Origin of the sequence: Rhizobium sp. NLR8a, from assembly GCF_019685235.1 — a bacterium.
Taxonomy (GTDB): Bacteria; Pseudomonadota; Alphaproteobacteria; order Rhizobiales; family Rhizobiaceae; genus Rhizobium.
In genome coordinates this window covers 15618-31560 of record NZ_JABDWI010000021.1, presented here as the reverse complement: position 1 = coordinate 31560, position 15943 = coordinate 15618, and the positions used below count along the sequence as shown (strand labels likewise).

The following is a 15943-nucleotide window of genomic DNA, read 5'->3' as shown; positions in this document are numbered from 1 at the left end:
GGCTACTCGGCTGCCGCAGGCTGCGCCGGAATCTTGCGGCGGAACATTTCCTGGGCAGCGAGCACCGCTCCACCGGTGACGAGCAGGCAGGCGAGAGCAATGCGCCAGCTCGGCTCGGCAAATCCGAACAGCGTCAGGATGAGCGTCGACAGCAGCGGCGCGGCATAACTTGCCGCACCGAGAATCTGGATATCACCGTTCTTGACGCCATAATCCCAGGCGTAGAAGGCAGCCCCCACGGGCAGGAGCCCGAGCCCGATGACGGCAACCCATTCGAACATCGTCGCCGGCCAGACGGTCGCCTCCAGGCCGAGATGGCAGAAGAGCGACAGGACGGAAGTGACAAGGCAAAAGCCGGTAACGACATCGGTGGAAACGGCTTCAAAACGCCTGGTCAGCAGCGAATAGCCCGACCATGTGAAGGCGCAGAGGAAGGCCGCCCCATAACCGACCGCGTAGGCGCCGTCGAAATCGATGCCGTTGCGGCCGACGATCAGGAAGGTGCCGCAAAGCCCGGCGAGCGCGCCCGCCACGTGATACCAGCGCAACCGTTCGCCCGGCAGCAGCGCCGAGCCGACCACGATCAACAACGGCCAGAGATAGGCGATCAGTCCCGCCTCCACCGCCGGCGCGTTCCTGAGCGCCGTAAAATAGAGGAAATGATAGCCGAACAAGCCTGCAATACCTGTTATCCAGACCTTTGGCGGCTGCTTCAGCAACGCCAGCCGCGCCGGGTTGAGGACAAGCATGACGAGGCCGGGAATGCTGCCGATCGCAAAGCAGACGGCCGACAGCTGGAAGGGCGGCATTTTGCCGGAGCCGGCCGTCAACAGCGCCAGGAACGACCACATCAGAATGGCCGTAAAACCGATCAGCGTCGCGCGAAATTTCACCTGTCCTCCTTCACGGAGGCGAAAGCTCCGTCAGCCGACGCTGCCGTATTTGACGGCAGTGATCGTCACCATTCCATATTCGGTCGGAATGCGCACATAAACAGGAGCATATACATTTGCCGCGTCCGACTTGGCAAACCAGATTTCCATGCGGTCGCTCTTGCTGAGATAGTCGATGTCCTTGCGGCCCTTCTTGTAGCCTGAGCGCGGCACGAAACGCACGCCGCAGACGACCGCCTTGCCCTTGAAGCCATCGGTCTTGAAATCCTCGTCGCCTTTCGGCGAAAGCACCAGGTCCATGCGCGTCTCGCCGTCGAAGATCGGCAGCGTCTGCGCGCAGACCTTGGTGTCCCCGGTGAAAACAAGGCCGGAGATCGGATCGAGCACCGAACGCATGTCGCCCGGCGTGACGTCGATCCAGTTCTTCGGCCTTTTCGGCGGCGGCGTCGTCGTCGCCGATATGATGTCGCCGTTGCGGTAGCTGACCTCGTAGACGCGGGCCTTCTTGCCGCTCTTGTAATAGAGCGAATATTTCAGCGCCTGCAGCCGATCATTACGGACAACGCCGGTGACGCTGGTCTTAGCCGAGATGGTCTTGACGAGATCGGCAAGGCCGGCGGATTTGATATCGCCGGCGATCTTGTAAGAGTGATCGTCCTCGATCTGCGTCAGGAACGCCGCGCGCGCGATCGGCAGGCCGGCAAGCGTCACCCGATAGACCGTCTGATGCTGGACCTCGGCCGCCGATGCCGGTATGGCAAGCAGTGCGGCGATAGCCGAAATGAAAATGCGTCTGCCCGAATGAGCCATGAGTGAAGCCTTGTCTTGCCGCGCCGGCAGCCCTGTCGGGAGTTCTATACTCCTGCCTTGAAGGGAAGAAAACAGCAGCTTTTTGACGGAATTGCGGGAAAGACCAAGGTTTGGCTTGACGCGCGCAGCCTCTCTGACTATAGAACCGCAACTTTCCAATCATGCCTGTTGGATTGCGAGCCCGGTTTTGCCGGGGATGGCAATTCGATGGCCCGAGAAAACAAGAATAGGTGTTCAATGTCCCGCGTGTGCGAATTGACCGGCAAGGCCGTCCTGACTGGTAACAATGTCAGCCATGCCAACAACAAGACCAAGCGCCGGTTCCTGCCGAACCTGTGCCAGGTAACGCTGATTTCCGACGCTCTCAACCAGCGTTATCGTCTTCGCGTTTCGGCTGCTGCCCTTCGCTCCGTCGAGCATCGTGGCGGCCTCGATGCCTTCCTGATCAAGGCAAGCGAAAACGAACTGTCGATGCGCGCGCGCCTGCTGCGCCGTCAGATCGTCAAGAAGACCGCCGAAGCGGCTGTTGCTGCCTAAGCTTCTGCCCTTCTTTCATACGGCTTCGAAAGGCTTGGACGGATAAACCCGGTCAGGCCTTTTGCTTTGCCTGAGCACTCCAACTGGTGGCATCACCCAGGATAAAAAAATGCTGAAGACGCGCTATACGATTGCCTATGTCGCCCTGATGACGCTTGTCGTCGTCGCTTCCAACTTCCTCGTTCAGTTTCCGCTGAACGCCGAAGTCGCCGGCATCAACCTGGCCGACATCCTGACCTGGGGCGCCTTCTCCTATCCGGTCGCCTTCCTGATCACCGACCTGACCAACCGCCAGTTCGGCCCGCAGGCAGCCCGCAAGGTCGTCTTTGCCGGCTTCGTCGTCGGCGTGACGCTCTCCTTCTTTACGTCAGTGCCGCGTATCGCCATCGCTTCCGGCTCGGCCTATCTCGCCGGCCAGCTGCTCGATATCGCCGTCTTCAACCGCCTTCGCCGCCAGGCCTGGTGGCGCGCGCCGCTCGTCGGCTCGCTGATCGGCTCGGCGCTTGATACGGTGATGTTCTTCTCGCTGTCCTTCGCCGCGTTTTTCGTCTTCCTCGGTCCGAACGAGCCGTTCGCGCTCGAGCTGGCCCCGATCCTCGGTGTATTTTCCACTGAGGCCCCGCGCTGGATTTCCTGGGCGCTCGGCGATTTCGCCGTCAAGATGATCGTGGGCCTCGTCATGCTGCTGCCCTATGGCGCGCTCATGAACGTGTTGCGGCCGATGCAGCCTGTGCGCGTCGGCTAAACGATGGTTTCAACGACGCTGCCGGACCGCGCCGGCGGCGATGGCGGGATGCAGCAGAACCTCTGCAACCAGATCATCGATCTCTCGTGACGAATCGAGCCGCAGGACTGGGGCCGTCTGCGTTTCCAACCATTGCTCATGCGCCGCGAGGCTGCGACGTTCCGGGCCAGCCGTGTCGTAACTTGCCGCCCATTCCATGAATTCCCCGCTCTTGATTTCCATATCGCCGCCGGGCCCGATCCTGTCTCCGTAGCGGGCAATCTCCCGCGCACGGATGCGCGCCATCCGCAGCTCCGGCTCAATCCTGAGGAACACGATCAGATCATAGAACGGCTCGATCTGCCTCGCCCATTTCAGCGCCGATCCGGAGAGGATCCAGCCGTCATGCCGTGCCGCCTCGGCAAGAAGCAGTCTTATGCGTTCTTCGGCGTCGCGCGGCGTCGTGAATGGCGGATCGGTCGGCAGCCAAAAGAAATCATCGGTATCGAGATGGGCGATATCAAGCCGTTCGGCAAGCGTATGGCCGAGCGATGTCGTGCCGGAACCGGAGGCACCCATGATATGAACATGCACCACGACTGTCCCTCCGAAAACTGCTCTCGATGCGACCATGGGATAGCCGATGCATGTGACGTCAATCTGACGCCGCGCTGAGCACGTGGCGATCGGAGAGCCGGAATTCCAGCATCAGATTGCGCTGCAGGATCGAGTGGTTGTCGTCCGACACCATAATGATATTGACCGTGCCGTCGGCGGCCTGGAACACGTCAAGTCCTTCCATATTGTCAATCTGTGAGTTGAAATTGCCTTCGATCAGCAATTCGCCATCGACGACGGCCCCCGGCCGGATATCGGCGCCTTTGATGCGTCGAAGCCGCATGCCGATGCCTTCGGCCATATTGAACCGCCGCTCCAGGAGCAGCAGGTCGCCGTCCGGCAGGAAGGCGCCGTCGGTAACGTCGAAGCTGCCGTCGCGTTTGATCGAGAACACCCCTTTCAGCGGGCCGCTGAGAATGGCCGCCATCCGGTTGCCCTCGCTATCGAGACCGCGCTCGGAGACAATGACCATGCCGCCCTTCAACGGACTGGAGGCGGGCGCCACGGCAATGGTTTCGATACCGCGATTATCGCTCAGCATCGTGCGCGGGATGAGGATCGGCAGGGTCGCGATCGCGCGCGATTCCGCAAAGCCGGGATCGGGATAGGCGTCGACGCGATGATCTTGCTCGAAAGAGACCAAAATGCGGTCGCCGTCGAGCGCCAGGCCCTCGGCATCCATATAGCCCTTGCCCTCGAGGCTGCGGCCGGCGCGGTTCTTCATCGGGGTAATCTCGACCTGAGAAAGGCCCGAAAGCCTGCCCCCGGCATCGCGCTCGATGCTGCCGGTCAGCCACTGGCCGGTATCGAGCACGACGACGAAGTGTTTCTGGTCCGGCCGGAAACGGATTGAGGACAGCGACCCGAACAGCGCGCGGCTGGAAACCATCTCCAGCCCACCGAGAAATTCCAGCGATCCGAACTTCGTCTGCGACGATCCGATCCTGAAATCGGTAATTTGCCGGCTAATGACGGGGATTTCGTCGCCGGCCATCGCCGCGGGAGCGCCCCCTGCGAGGCACAGCGAGACCGATGCCGCGCGGCAGAGGCGCTTGACCATCATTCCACGTGTTTCCTTGCAGGAGCGTCAGCCGGCACGGCGCAACCGGCCGCCGCGCGGCTGGGCGGATTGATCTTCGAAGAGTGAGGCAAGCTGTTCGGTCATCGCCCCGGCAAGCTCGTCCGCATCGACGATCGTCACGGCTCGGCGATAGTAGCGTGTCACGTCATGACCGATGCCGATCGCCAGCATTTCGACAGGCGAGCGCGTCTCGATCTGCTCGATGACGGCGCGCAGATGCCGTTCGAGATAATTGCCCGGATTGACCGACAGCGTCGAATCGTCGACCGGCGCCCCGTCCGAGATCATCATCAGAATGCGGCGCTGCTCGCGGCGGGCGAGCAGGCGGTTATGCGCCCAGATCAGCGCCTCGCCGTCAATGTTTTCCTTGAGCAGCCCTTCGCGCATCATCAGCCCGAGATTGGCGCGTGCGCGCCGCCAGGGTGCGTCGGCCGACTTGTAGATGATGTGACGCAGGTCGTTGAGACGACCGGGCGTCTGCGGTTTGCCGCCGGCGAGCCAGGTTTCACGCGCCTGCCCGCCCTTCCAGGCTTTTGTCGTAAAGCCGAGAATCTCGACCTTGACGCCGCAGCGTTCCAGCGTCCGGGCGAGAATGTCGGCGCAGGTGGCAGCCACGGTGATCGGCCGACCGCGCATGGAACCGGAATTGTCGATGAGCAGCGTGACGACAGTGTCGCGGAACTGCGTGTCGCGCTCCATCTTGAAGGAGAGCGGCTGCATCGGATCGATGATGATGCGCTGCAACCGGGCCGTATCCAGATAACCCTCCTCCAGATCGAAATCCCAGGAGCGGTTCTGCTGCGCCATCAAGCGGCGCTGCAGCCGGTTGGCAAGACGCCCGACCGCGCCCTGCAGATGCGCCAGCTGCTTGTCGAGGAAGGCGCGCAGGCGCTCCAGCTCGGCGGCGTCGCAGAGTTCCTCGGCGGCGATGATCTCGTCGAACTCTTCGGTATAGACGTGATAATCGACCTTTTCGTTGAAATCGGCAAAAGGCGTGTTCGGACGGCGGGTCTCGCCCGGCGTTTCGGAATCGTCCTCGCCCTCTTCCATCATGTCGTCGTCGGAGATTTCGGCGCCTTCAGTCTCGCCGTCCTCCATCTGCTCGTCGGAGACTTCGCTGTCCTCGACGGGGGCGGCATCGGTGCCGGCATCCTCGTCGACTTCGTCCTGATCCTGCTCGTCGCCGCTCGGCTGTTCTTCCTGCTCCGACTGATCGTCATTGTCGGCTTCGCTGTCGTCGTCGCCATACTCCTCGGCCATCTCCATCGCCGACAGCATGTTGCGGACGACCTTGGCGAAGGCTTGCTGGTCGTTGATCGCGCCCGACAGGTTAGCGAGTTCAGCCCCCGCCTTGTCTTCGATGAAACCGCGCCAGAGATCGAGCACCTTGCCGGCGGTTTCAGGCGGACGTTGGCCGGTCAGCTTCTCGCGCACCATCATGGCGACGGCTTCGCCGATCGGCGCGTCTTCCTGGCGCTCGATACCGGTGAAATTCGCCTTGGCATATTTCTCTTCCGTCATGGAGCGCAGGTTCGCCGCCACGCCCTCCATGCGCAGCGTGCCGATCGATTCGACACGCGCCTGCTCGACCGCATCGAAGATCGCCCGGGCGTCCGAGCCCTGCGGCGCCATGGTCGTATGCATCTTCTCGTCATGGCAGGCGAGGCGCAACGCCATGGAATCGCCGAGCCCGCGGGTGACCGCCAGCTCATGCGCCGTCGGCCGCTTGGAAAGCTCCGGCAGCCGGATGCGCTCGCCGGTCATACCAGGCCGTTCATTGGCGAAGGTCACCTCCACATCGCCGTCGCCGGCGATCGAGCGGACGCAACCGGATATCGCCCGGCGCAACGGCTCGACGTCGACGGGCGCACCGGGCTTTGCTTTCGAATTGTCACCGCGAGCTGCCATGGTCGGTCGGGCCTCAGGCTCCGAGGACGATGTTGGCGGCGCTTTCCTTCAGCTCCACGCCGAAGGCGCGCTGATAGTGCTCGGCGACCAGCGGGCGCTCCAGCTCGTCGCACTTGTTAAGGAAGGTGACGCGGAAGGCAAAGGCGAGGTCGCCAAAGATTTCGGCATTCTCGGCCCAGGTGATGACCGTGCGCGGGCTCATGACGGTCGAAAGATCGCCGTTCATGAAGGCGGCGCGCGTGAGATCGGCAACGCGAACCATCTTCGAGACGATATCGCGCCCTTCCCTGTCCTTGCCGAAGCTCTTCACCTTGGCGGCGACGATGTTCACTTCGTGATCATGCGGCAGGTAGTTCAACGTCGTCACGATCGACCAGCGGTCCATCTGCGCCTGGTTGATCTGCTGCGTGCCGTGATAGAGGCCTGTGGTGTCACCGAGGCCGATCGTATTGGCAGTGGCAAACAGGCGGAAAGCGGGGTGCGGCCGGATGACGCGACTCTGGTCGAGCAGCGTCAGGCGGCCGGACGATTCCAGCACGCGCTGGATGACGAACATCACGTCGGGACGGCCGGCATCATATTCGTCGAAGACGAGCGCGACATTGTGTTGATAGGCCCAGGGCAGGATGCCGTCCTTGAACTCCGTGACCTGCAGCCCGTCCTTGACGACGATCGCGTCCTTGCCGACCAGATCGATACGGCTGACATGGCTGTCGAGGTTGATGCGCACGCAAGGCCAGTTGATGCGCGCCGCCACCTGTTCGATATGCGAGGATTTGCCCGTGCCGTGGTAGCCGGAGATCATCACTCGACGGTTATGCGCGAAGCCTGCGAGAATGGCGAGCGTCGTCTCGCGGTCGAACAGGTAGTCGGGATCGAGATCCGGCACATAGGCGTCACCCTTGCTGTAGGCGGGAACGCGGATGTCGGAATCGATGCCGAAGGTCTCGCGGACCGAAACGGTGGTGTCGGGCAGTTCTGAAATATCGAGGTCGATCTTGCTCATCATGTCTCCAAGGCGGGTGAAGCCACCCGGCCAAACTGTCTCAGGCCATGTCGCAACCGTGACGCCGCGATTTTATTCCGCGCCCGTCCAGGTCGGAACGTCGGCGATACTTCTCCGGGACTGAAACGAAACCTCGGCGGGATGATGACCGCGTGCGAGCATTCTTGAAAGAGTCCCGGACAAGAAACGCCGCGTCCGGAAGGTCGGCCGAGGCGATGTCGGGAAAACACGCAGATAGGAGCCGCGTTTGCCTGCGGCCTCAGCCGATTTGGACCATACCCGATTGAAGCCCAAGAGCAAGGACGGGAATTAACAAAAACCGTTCTGCTTCAACAATTGATAGGCCTGGATGACAGCGCGGAAGCGCTCTTCCGAGCCGCGGTCACCGCCATTGGCATCCGGATGGTGCTTCTTGACCAGCTCCTTGTAGCGGCTCTTGATCTCTGCCGACGTCGCGTTGGCATGCAGACCCATCGTGTCGAAGGCTTTGCTTTCGAGCGATTTCAGCTTGCGTGCCTGGGGAAAGCGCGGGCCGTTGCCCTTGCCGCCTTCCTTGACGAAGCCGAAGGGATCGCGAACGCGTGTATAGGCGCCGGAGCGTACCTCGGAATGCAGCGGACTGTCCTTCGCCGCCTTGTTGACGCCGACGGTCCATGTCGGCCGATGGCCGGTGATCGCCTCTTTCTGGTAGCGCGCGATCTCGCCGTCCGAAAGGCCGGAGAAATAATTGTAGCCCTTGTTGTATTCCTTGACGTGCTCGAAGCAGAACAAAAAGAACTGGCCTTCCGCATTGCGCCCTACCGGAGCGCGATGCGAGCCTTTTTTGTCGCAGCCGTCCCACTGGCAGGTAGGCGGCGCCTGCTCTGCCTCCTGCTCGCGTTTGCGGCGTGTGCGGATGCGATCGAAATATTTGGAATCAAGTCTCATGGCGGCGCTAATTATGAGGCTGTCGCGAGGCGACAACAAGAATTGACAAATGGGAATGTTGCTGGCTTGGTGGGAACCCTTTTCGCGAAGCAGCAAGACCGGATGATGACCCTGCGATCCCGCATCGAAGAAAAACTTGTCGAAGCCTTCGCACCCGAACGCTTGAGCGTCATCGACGAAAGCCATCTGCATGCCGGCCACCAGCCTGACATCACAGGCACCGGCGAAACCCACATGCGGGTGAGGATCGTTTCGGCAAAATTTGCCGGCCTCTCCCGCCTGGCGCGCCACCGGGCGATCACCGACCTGTTGAAACCGGAGCTCGATGCCGGCCTGCACGCGCTGGCCGTCGAACCGGCGGCACCGGGTGAACCCACCCGCTGGTAGCGGCCCAGCAGCCTATATGGGTATAAGGCGCAGGCAATCCAACCGGATCACACCGGTTTCGTATCGTCTTCCTGCGCGGGGCGGATGCGCAGCTTGGTGATGCGGTTTTTCTCCCGCTTCATGACGACGAAACGTTTGCCGTAGAAGGTGAAGGCCTGACGCTCTTCCGGGATGGTCATCGATTCATGGATGACGAGGCCGGCGATGGTCGTCGCCTCCTCGTCGGGCAGGTTCCAGTCGAGCGCGCGGTTGAGATCGCGGATCGGCACACTGCCATCGACGACGACCGAGCCGTCCGCCTCCTGGCGCACGCCCTGCATCTCGATATCGTGCTCGTCGGAAATGTCGCCGACGATTTCCTCGAGAATATCCTCCAGCGTGACGATGCCCTGAACCTCGCCATATTCGTCGACGACGACGGCGAAATGCTGCTTGCGTCGCAGGAAGGCGTTGAGCTGGTCCTCGAGATTGGTGCTGTCCGGCACGAACCAGGGCTTCTGCGCGATCTTCACGATATCGAGATTCTGCGGCTCCATGTGCGGTTCGGCAAGCGCCCGCAAGAGATCCTTGGCGTGGACGACGCCGATGATGTTGTCGATCGTGCCGCGCCACAGCGGCATGCGCGTATAGGGGCTTTCGAGAATGGCGCGCACCACCGCTTCCGGCGGATCGTCGGCATTGATCGCCCGCATCTTGGTGCGATGGACCATGATGTCGGAGAGTTCCAGCTGGCTGAGGTCAAGCACGCCGCCGAGGCGGTCGCGGTCGGCCTTCACTACCGATCCCTCGCGGTGCAGGAGATCGACGGCGCCGCGCAGCTCCTCATGCGCCGTCAGCATCGAAACTTCCCGCGAAAGATTGATGCCGAACAGCGCCAGGATCCGCCGCACAAGCGCGTTGACGAAGGAGGACACCGGGCCGACGATGGCGACGAAGAGTCTCGTGGGAAATGCGACGGCAAGCGCGAAGCGTTCCGGCGCCGAGATCGCCCAGCTCTTCGGCAGCACTTCGGCGAAGATGACGAGGATGATGGTCATGGCGAGCGTCGCCAGCGCCACGCCCGAACTGCCGAACAGCCCGAGGAAGAGGCTGGTGGCGATCGAGGAGGAGAGGATGTTGGCAAGATTGTTGCCGATCAGCAGCGTACCGATCAGCCGGTCGCGCCGTTCGATCAGCTGACGGACGAGGCCGGCGCGTTCGTCGCCGTTGACCTCAAGCGTGTGGATACGGCTGCGCGAAACGGCGGTGAGCGCAGTCTCCGTGCCGGAACAGAAGGCGGACATCAGTACGAGCGCCATGATCGAAAGGATCTCCGGCCAATAGGCCGCGACAAATGTCAGAACGCCTTCGATCGTCGTCAAGGATGTTTTTCCCTGAGAAAACTGAGCACTTCGGATGCCGGAACATCGTCGGCGACGAAGGACTGGCCGATACCGCGCGTCAGGATGAAGGTGAGCTTGCCGCTCTTGACCTTCTTGTCCTGTGCGATCGCCTCCATCAGCGATTCCGCCGGCGGCAGCTCGCCAGGAATTTCGGCCATGGTAGTCGGCAAGCCGACCTCCTTCAGATGCCGCTCGACGCGCCGTGCATCGTCGGGACTCGCAAGATTCATTCGTGCGGAAAACTCATGCGCCAGCACCATGCCGATCGACACGCCTTCACCGTGCACGAGGCGGCGGCTGTCATAGGCGGTCGCCGCTTCCAGCGCATGGCCGAACGTATGGCCGAGATTGAGCAGCGCCCGCTGGCCGGTCTCCCGCTCGTCGGCAACGACGACATCGGCTTTCGCCTGGCAGCTGGCAGCGATGGCCTCAATGCGGGCGGAGCCGCCTGTAAACACCGACTTCCAGTTCGCTTCCAGCCAGGCGAAAAAATCCGGTTTGTCGATCAGCCCATACTTTGCGATCTCGGCGTAACCTGCGCGGAATTCTCGCTCGCTCAGTGTATTCAGCACCTCCGTATCGGCCAGAACCAGGTCCGGCTGATGGAAGACGCCGATCAGATTCTTGCCATGGCGAGGGGAATTGATGCCGGTCTTGCCGCCGACGGAGGAATCGACCTGCGCCAGCAGCGAAGTCGGCACCTGCACGAAGCGCACGCCGCGGCGGACGATGCCGGCCGCAAAGCCAGAGAGATCACCGATCACACCGCCGCCCAGCGCGATCACGCAGTCGTTGCGCTCGACGCGGGCTTCGAGCACATTGTCGCAGACATCGATGAGGTGTTCGAAGCTCTTCGTCTTTTCGCCGGCCGGCAGCACGACCTCGGCCGAGACAATACCTGCCGCATTCAGGCTTGCGGCGAGGGTCTCGAGATAGAGCGGTGCGACATTCTCGTCGGTGATGATCGCCGCCTTGCGGGCCTTGAGACGCGAGGCGATCTCGGCGCCGGCCCGCCCAATCAGCCCCGGCCCGATCAGGATGTCATAGGCGCGCTCGCCGAGCGGCACATGCACCGTCTGGACTGATGAGGTGGAGCTTATCGCATTCATGATGCTGCACTTTCTTTCTGTTCGACCACGGCCTTCAGCACCTCGTCTGCCATGATTTCCTTGCGCACATCACGCGAGAGTACGGTGAGATCTGCCTGCGCATAGATCGGATAACGCGCGTTCATCAGGTTTTCGAGGGTCTGCTTCGGATTTTCGGTCTTGAGCAGTGGCCGCGTGTCACGCTTGTTGACCCGCTCCCAAAGCACGTCGAGGTCCGCCTTCAGCCAGATCGAAAGGCCGCCCTTCTTGATATGCCTGCGCGTGCGGTCGTTGATGAAGGCGCCGCCGCCGGTGGAGACGACACGTGGTCCACCCTTGAGGAGCCGTTTCATCACCCGCGTTTCCAACGCCCGGAACTCTTCTTCGCCATAGGCTGCGAAAAGTTCGGCGATCGTCATGCGCGACACCCGCTCGATTTCATGATCGCTGTCGATGAAGGGAATGCCGAGTTGGCTGGCGACGATGCGCCCGACGGAGGATTTGCCGGCGCCCATCAGCCCGACGAGGACCAGATTGCGTGAACCGAGCGCAGCGCGAGCTCTGTCTTTCAGGCTGTCAGCAACGGTCAGCAGCGGTTCACTCATCGGTCCATTCACACTTTGTTTGCAAACCGTATCGACAAATGCAGGTGGAGCGTCAAGTCGCGGACAAGGGAATCATGGCTTGAATAGCGCTTCTTGCACTTGCGAATACGCTTCTTATAACAGAAGCAGAGCATGAAGGAGTTGCCGGATGCCGACCCTGTTCCGTTTCCTGTTCTTCTGCGCGATCCTCGCCGGGACGGTTTACGGAGCGATGTGGGCGCTCGTGACCTTCGTCGAGCCGCAGCAGCGCGACGTGACGATCCGTATTCCCTCCGAGCGGGTCAACCCGCCGGCGACGGGCACGATCAACACGACAGGGAAGTGAGTGAGATGATGGATCTAAGCCGCGTCCACGTGGAATCCTTCCTGGAAATGATGAGCGCCGAACGTGGCGCTGCCGCCAACACCCTGCAATCCTACCAGCGCGACCTCGACGATGTCAGCGCTTTCCTGAATGGCCGCAGCATAAGGTTGACCGAAGCCGCCTCGACCGACCTGGCCGCCTATCTCGCCTCGCTGGCGCGCCAGGGCTTCAAGCCTTCCTCGCAGGCACGCCGGCTTGCCGCCATGCGGCAATTCTACAAGTTCCTCTATGCCGAGGGCCTGCGGACCGACGACCCCACCGGTGTTCTCGACGCGCCGAAGAAGGGGCGTCCGCTGCCGAAGACGATGGGGGTCGAGGAGGTCGGCCGCCTGCTGTCCCAAGCGCAGGCCGAGGCCGACGATCCGGCCCCCGGCCAGTTGCAGCGCCTGCGCATGCTGGCGCTGCTGGAGCTGCTCTATGCCACCGGCATGCGCGTCAGCGAACTCGTCTCGCTTCCCGCCCGCGTGCTCGACCAGGAGGGCCGCTTCCTGATGATCCGCGGCAAGGGCAACAAGGAGCGGCTGGTGCCGCTGTCGCATTCGGCGATCGCAGCCCTGAAGTCGTATGGGCGCCTGCTGGCGGCCGAAACCGCCGCGGCGAAGGAGCCGCTGGAAAGCGCCTGGCTGTTTCCCGCCGCCTCCAAGGAGGGATATCTGCCGCGCCAGGTCTTCGCACGCGACCTCAAGAACCTGGCGATCCGCGCCGGCCTGACGCCGTCGCTGATCTCGCCGCACGTCATGCGCCACGCCTTTGCCAGCCACCTGCTTGCCAACGGAGCCGATCTGCGTGTCGTGCAGGAACTCCTCGGCCATTCGGACATTTCGACCACACAGATCTACACACATGTCCTCGAAGAGCGGCTGCAGCAGCTCGTCCAGACGCATCACCCCCTTGCCAAACAGGCGAAAAAGCACGAATAGGACCGGCGACAAGGGGCGGAGCCAGGAAAACGCCCCGCGGCACAAGGAACGGAAACGCACCTCATGCACAATTATCTCGACTTCGAAAAGCCGATCTCCGACCTCGAAGGCAAGATCATCGAGCTGAAGAAGCTCGCAACGGAAGACGAGAGCATCGACACCACCGATGAAATCGGAAGGCTGGAGGTTCGCGTCCGCGAGGCGATCGTCGAAATCTATTCCAAGCTCAATGCCTGGCAGAAGACGCAGGTCGCCCGCCACCCGCAGCGCCCGCATTTTATCGATTACGCCAAGACGCTGTTTCAGGAATTCACCCCGCTTGCCGGCGACCGCAAGTTTTCCGAGGACGCCGCCATCCAGGCGGGCCTCGCCCGCTTTCGCGGCCAGCCCGTCGCCGTCATCGGCCAGGAAAAGGGCAACGACACCAAGACGCGCCTGAAGCACAATTTCGGCAGCCCACGCCCTGAAGGCTACCGCAAGGCGATCCGCATTCTTGAAATGGCCGACCGTTTCGGCCTGCCTGTGATTTCGCTGGTGGATACGGCCGGCGCCTATCCCGGTGTCGGCGCCGAGGAGCGCGGCCAGGCCGAGGCGATCGCCCGTTCGACGGAAATGTGTCTCGGCGTCAAGGTTCCCCTCGTTTCCGTCGTCATCGGCGAGGGCGGCTCGGGCGGCGCGATCGCGATTGCCACCGGCAACAGGGTCTATATGCTCGAGCATTCGATCTACAGCGTCATTTCGCCGGAAGGGGCGGCCTCCATCCTCTGGCGCGATTCCACCCGCGCCCGAGAAGCGGCCACCAACATGAAGATCACCGCCGAAGACCTGAAATCGCTCGGCGTCATCGACGGCATCATTTCCGAGCCGCTCGGCGGCGCCCATCGCGACCCCGACAGCGTCATCGCCGCAACCGGCGACGTGATTGCCAATGCGCTCGGCGAAATGGCATCGCGTTCCGGCGAACAGCTGCGCAATGAGCGGCGTCAGAAATTCCTCAATATGGGGCGCAACCTCTAAGGCAAGTTGCGCTTTTCAGCGATTGGGGCCAAATCTTGGCCACATTGATATTATCTGTAACATTCGCGCTTGCGGGGATGTTCGAGGCACGTCATAGGCTGGTAAGGTTTTATAAAGTATAAGCCGCCTATGATTCCTTCCAATGCCCGAACTCCATAGGCGGACCGGGTCGCACTATCTTTATGGGCTAGTTTGGATGCGCATACGTCATTTTGCCTATGTTTCCCTCATGGCGCTGGCTCTCACCGGCTGCAATGACGCGTTGGAAACCGCGCAGGTCGATCTCTCCAAGGTCAAGAACAAGGTCGAGCAGCCGCTTCCTCCCCATATCCTCAACGCCATGGCCGCCAAGGGCATGGACCGCAATTCGCCCATCATGATCCGCATCTTCAAGGAAGAAGGTGCAATGGAGATCTGGAAAGCGAAGACCGACAACCGTTTCGACAAGATCGCCGATTATAAGATCTGCGCCTGGTCCGGCCGCCTCGGTCCGAAGGTCAAGACCGGCGACCGGCAGGCGCCGGAAGGCTTCTACGAGCTGACACGCGCCAACCTGAACCCGAATTCCAAATATTATCTGGCGATCAACACCGGCTTCCCGAACCGCTACGACGCGGTGAACGGCCGCACCGGCTCCGATCTGATGATCCATGGCGCCTGCTCGTCCTCGGGCTGCTATTCGATGACCGACCAGCAGGTGCTGGAGATCTACGCCTTTGCCCGCGACGCTTTCAAGGGCGGCCAGTCGACGGTGCAGCTGCAGGCGTTTCCGTTCCGCATGACGGCGGAAAACATGGTCAAGCATCGTCTCGACCCGAACAATGACTTCTGGAAGATGCTGAAGGTCGGCTACGACAATTTCGAAGTGACGAAGCGCCCGCCCGAGGTCAATGTCTGCGAGAAGAAATACGTCTTCAACCAGCAGGCAACCGATGGCGGGGCCTTCAATGCCGCCGGCAAATGCCCTGCCATGTCGACGCCGCCGGCACTGACAGCAGCCCTTGCCTCCTACGGCAAGACCTATGACGCCGAATATGCCAAGGCGATGAGCAAATATGACGGCATGGCCTGGTACGACCCGTCCGAAGCCGAGCGCAAAGCCGTGGTCGCCAAGACGCGCAAGGGCCGAGAACTGGCTTATGCCCCGACTGGCACCTCGCTCGAAGCCGGCCGCATGGTCAAGGTCGCCGAACTCGAAGAGCTGATGGCCAAGCGCACGACGCAGAGCCTCACCGCCAACTCCGCGGCCGGCGCCACACCCGCAACGCCGGCCCAGCCGCAGGCAACGAGCGTCGCCGCCGCGACACCTGCGGTCGTGCCGGTGCCGATGCAAAATCCGCTCGCTTATGCCGCGCCCGCGCCCGAACCGCAGGAGACGGCAGAAGCCGCGGCAAAGAAGCCGTTCTGGAAATTCTGGGCGCGGAACTGAACGGCTTGAACCCCGTTCTCTATGATCTTCGCGGCCTGAAATGCCCATTGCCCGTGATGAAGACACGCAAGAAGCTTGCCGCCCTGGCAAGCGGCACGCTCATCCTCGTCGACACCAGCGATCCGCTGGCGGTGATCGACATGCCGCATTTCTGCAATGAGGACGGCCACGACCTGATCGAGACGGAAAAGACTGAGAGCGGTCATCGCTTCCTGATCCGCAAGCGGTAAAACATGTCGCCAGCGCA

General features: G+C 61.9%; 18 protein-coding genes. 8 read left to right on the top strand and 10 right to left on the bottom strand.

The genetic code is table 11. The features are described from left to right. Positions 1-2: 2 nt before the first annotated feature. Positions 3-893, bottom strand: a complete 891-nt coding sequence (locus HJC04_RS30230; RefSeq protein ID WP_221123583.1) for a DMT family transporter — start codon at positions 891-893, stop codon at positions 3-5. A 30-nt stretch (positions 894-923) separates the two neighbouring features. Beyond that, complete coding sequence (locus HJC04_RS30225; protein WP_210632893.1) at positions 924-1703, bottom strand: DUF3108 domain-containing protein; 780 nt, start codon at positions 1701-1703, stop codon at positions 924-926. Positions 1704-1940: 237 nt separating this feature from the next. On the opposite strand from HJC04_RS30225, the gene rpmB reads away from it, so the two are divergent. Continuing rightward, positions 1941-2240: a 50S ribosomal protein L28 gene (gene rpmB / locus HJC04_RS30220; RefSeq protein ID WP_003567078.1), complete on the top strand. Its 300-nt coding sequence runs from the start codon at positions 1941-1943 to the stop codon at positions 2238-2240. 109 nt (positions 2241-2349) lie between these two features. Then, entirely contained in the window at positions 2350-2985 is a 636-nt protein-coding gene (locus HJC04_RS30215; RefSeq protein ID WP_221147761.1) for a VUT family protein, read from the top strand. Between the two features lie 9 nt (positions 2986-2994). Here the strand turns inward: HJC04_RS30215 and HJC04_RS30210 are convergent, their stop codons facing one another. From HJC04_RS30210 to HJC04_RS30190, 5 genes are all read right to left on the bottom strand, one after another. Continuing rightward, positions 2995-3561: an AAA family ATPase gene (locus HJC04_RS30210; RefSeq protein WP_221123582.1), complete on the bottom strand. Its 567-nt coding sequence runs from the start codon at positions 3559-3561 to the stop codon at positions 2995-2997. A gap of 58 nt (positions 3562-3619) precedes the next feature. Further along, positions 3620-4645 (bottom strand): esterase-like activity of phytase family protein, encoded by a 1026-nt coding sequence (locus HJC04_RS30205; RefSeq protein ID WP_210632896.1) that lies wholly within the window; start codon positions 4643-4645, stop codon positions 3620-3622. Between the two features lie 24 nt (positions 4646-4669). Then, positions 4670-6571 carry a cobaltochelatase subunit CobT gene (gene cobT / locus HJC04_RS30200; protein ID WP_221147760.1) on the bottom strand — a complete coding sequence of 634 codons (1902 nt, stop codon included), beginning with the start codon at positions 6569-6571 and terminating at the stop codon, positions 4670-4672. Between the two features lie 13 nt (positions 6572-6584). Next, positions 6585-7577 carry a cobaltochelatase subunit CobS gene (gene cobS, locus HJC04_RS30195; RefSeq protein WP_210632898.1) on the bottom strand — a complete coding sequence of 331 codons (993 nt, stop codon included), beginning with the start codon at positions 7575-7577 and terminating at the stop codon, positions 6585-6587. Positions 7578-7886: 309 nt separating this feature from the next. After that, complete coding sequence (locus tag HJC04_RS30190; RefSeq protein ID WP_210632899.1) at positions 7887-8504, bottom strand: J domain-containing protein; 618 nt, start codon at positions 8502-8504, stop codon at positions 7887-7889. A 102-nt stretch (positions 8505-8606) separates the two neighbouring features. Between HJC04_RS30190 and HJC04_RS30185 the strand changes: the two genes are divergently transcribed. Next, positions 8607-8891: a BolA family transcriptional regulator gene (locus HJC04_RS30185; RefSeq protein WP_210632900.1), complete on the top strand. Its 285-nt coding sequence runs from the start codon at positions 8607-8609 to the stop codon at positions 8889-8891. A gap of 47 nt (positions 8892-8938) precedes the next feature. On the opposite strand, the gene HJC04_RS30180 is transcribed toward HJC04_RS30185, so the two are convergent. From HJC04_RS30180 to HJC04_RS30170, 3 genes are read right to left on the bottom strand one after another with little or no spacing between them, the layout of a single operon-like run. After that, positions 8939-10252 carry an HlyC/CorC family transporter gene (locus HJC04_RS30180; RefSeq protein ID WP_210632901.1) on the bottom strand — a complete coding sequence of 438 codons (1314 nt, stop codon included), beginning with the start codon at positions 10250-10252 and terminating at the stop codon, positions 8939-8941. Then, positions 10249-11382, bottom strand: a complete 1134-nt coding sequence (aroB, locus tag HJC04_RS30175) for a 3-dehydroquinate synthase (protein ID WP_210632902.1) — start codon at positions 11380-11382, stop codon at positions 10249-10251. The genes HJC04_RS30180 and aroB overlap by 4 nt, the downstream gene beginning before the upstream one ends. Beyond that, positions 11379-11966 (bottom strand): shikimate kinase, encoded by a 588-nt coding sequence (locus HJC04_RS30170; RefSeq protein ID WP_210632903.1) that lies wholly within the window; start codon positions 11964-11966, stop codon positions 11379-11381. The genes aroB and HJC04_RS30170 overlap by 4 nt, the downstream gene beginning before the upstream one ends. 148 nt (positions 11967-12114) lie before the next feature. Here HJC04_RS30170 and HJC04_RS30165 point away from each other — a divergent pair, with 148 nt between their 5' ends. The 5 genes from HJC04_RS30165 (at position 12115) to HJC04_RS30145 (ending at position 15926) form a co-directional block, all read left to right on the top strand. Beyond that, positions 12115-12291 (top strand): hypothetical protein, encoded by a 177-nt coding sequence (locus tag HJC04_RS30165; RefSeq protein WP_210632904.1) that lies wholly within the window; start codon positions 12115-12117, stop codon positions 12289-12291. Positions 12292-12296: 5 nt separating this feature from the next. Next, entirely contained in the window at positions 12297-13250 is a 954-nt protein-coding gene (gene xerD / locus HJC04_RS30160; protein WP_210632905.1) for a site-specific tyrosine recombinase XerD, read from the top strand. Positions 13251-13313: 63 nt separating this feature from the next. Continuing rightward, entirely contained in the window at positions 13314-14267 is a 954-nt protein-coding gene (locus tag HJC04_RS30155; RefSeq protein ID WP_210632906.1) for an acetyl-CoA carboxylase carboxyltransferase subunit alpha, read from the top strand. 196 nt (positions 14268-14463) lie between these two features. Continuing rightward, on the top strand, positions 14464-15696 hold the full coding sequence (locus HJC04_RS30150; protein WP_210632907.1) for a murein L,D-transpeptidase family protein: 1233 nt from the start codon (positions 14464-14466) through the stop codon (positions 15694-15696). A gap of 5 nt (positions 15697-15701) precedes the next feature. Continuing rightward, positions 15702-15926 carry a sulfurtransferase TusA family protein gene (locus tag HJC04_RS30145; protein WP_210632908.1) on the top strand — a complete coding sequence of 75 codons (225 nt, stop codon included), beginning with the start codon at positions 15702-15704 and terminating at the stop codon, positions 15924-15926. Positions 15927-15943 lie beyond the last annotated feature (17 nt).

Bases quoted from the DNA above. Each gene is read 5' to 3' on its own strand.
- HJC04_RS30225 (WP_210632893.1), bottom strand. From the start codon at position 1,703: ATGGCTCATTCGGGCAGACGCATTTTCATTTCGGCTATCGCCGCACTG.
- rpmB (WP_003567078.1), top strand. From the start codon at position 1,941: ATGTCCCGCGTGTGCGAATTGACCGGCAAGGCCGTCCTGACTGGTAAC.
- HJC04_RS30215 (WP_221147761.1), top strand. From the start codon at position 2,350: ATGCTGAAGACGCGCTATACGATTGCCTATGTCGCCCTGATGACGCTT.
- HJC04_RS30205 (WP_210632896.1), bottom strand. From the start codon at position 4,645: ATGATGGTCAAGCGCCTCTGCCGCGCGGCATCGGTCTCGCTGTGCCTC.
- cobT (WP_221147760.1), bottom strand. From the start codon at position 6,571: ATGGCAGCTCGCGGTGACAATTCGAAAGCAAAGCCCGGTGCGCCCGTC.
- cobS (WP_210632898.1), bottom strand. From the start codon at position 7,577: ATGAGCAAGATCGACCTCGATATTTCAGAACTGCCCGACACCACCGTT.
- HJC04_RS30190 (WP_210632899.1), bottom strand. From the start codon at position 8,504: ATGAGACTTGATTCCAAATATTTCGATCGCATCCGCACACGCCGCAAA.
- HJC04_RS30185 (WP_210632900.1), top strand. From the start codon at position 8,607: ATGATGACCCTGCGATCCCGCATCGAAGAAAAACTTGTCGAAGCCTTC.
- aroB (WP_210632902.1), bottom strand. From the start codon at position 11,382: ATGAATGCGATAAGCTCCACCTCATCAGTCCAGACGGTGCATGTGCCG.
- HJC04_RS30170 (WP_210632903.1), bottom strand. From the start codon at position 11,966: ATGAGTGAACCGCTGCTGACCGTTGCTGACAGCCTGAAAGACAGAGCT.
- HJC04_RS30165 (WP_210632904.1), top strand. From the start codon at position 12,115: ATGCCGACCCTGTTCCGTTTCCTGTTCTTCTGCGCGATCCTCGCCGGG.
- xerD (WP_210632905.1), top strand. From the start codon at position 12,297: ATGATGGATCTAAGCCGCGTCCACGTGGAATCCTTCCTGGAAATGATG.
- HJC04_RS30155 (WP_210632906.1), top strand. From the start codon at position 13,314: ATGCACAATTATCTCGACTTCGAAAAGCCGATCTCCGACCTCGAAGGC.
- HJC04_RS30150 (WP_210632907.1), top strand. From the start codon at position 14,464: ATGCGCATACGTCATTTTGCCTATGTTTCCCTCATGGCGCTGGCTCTC.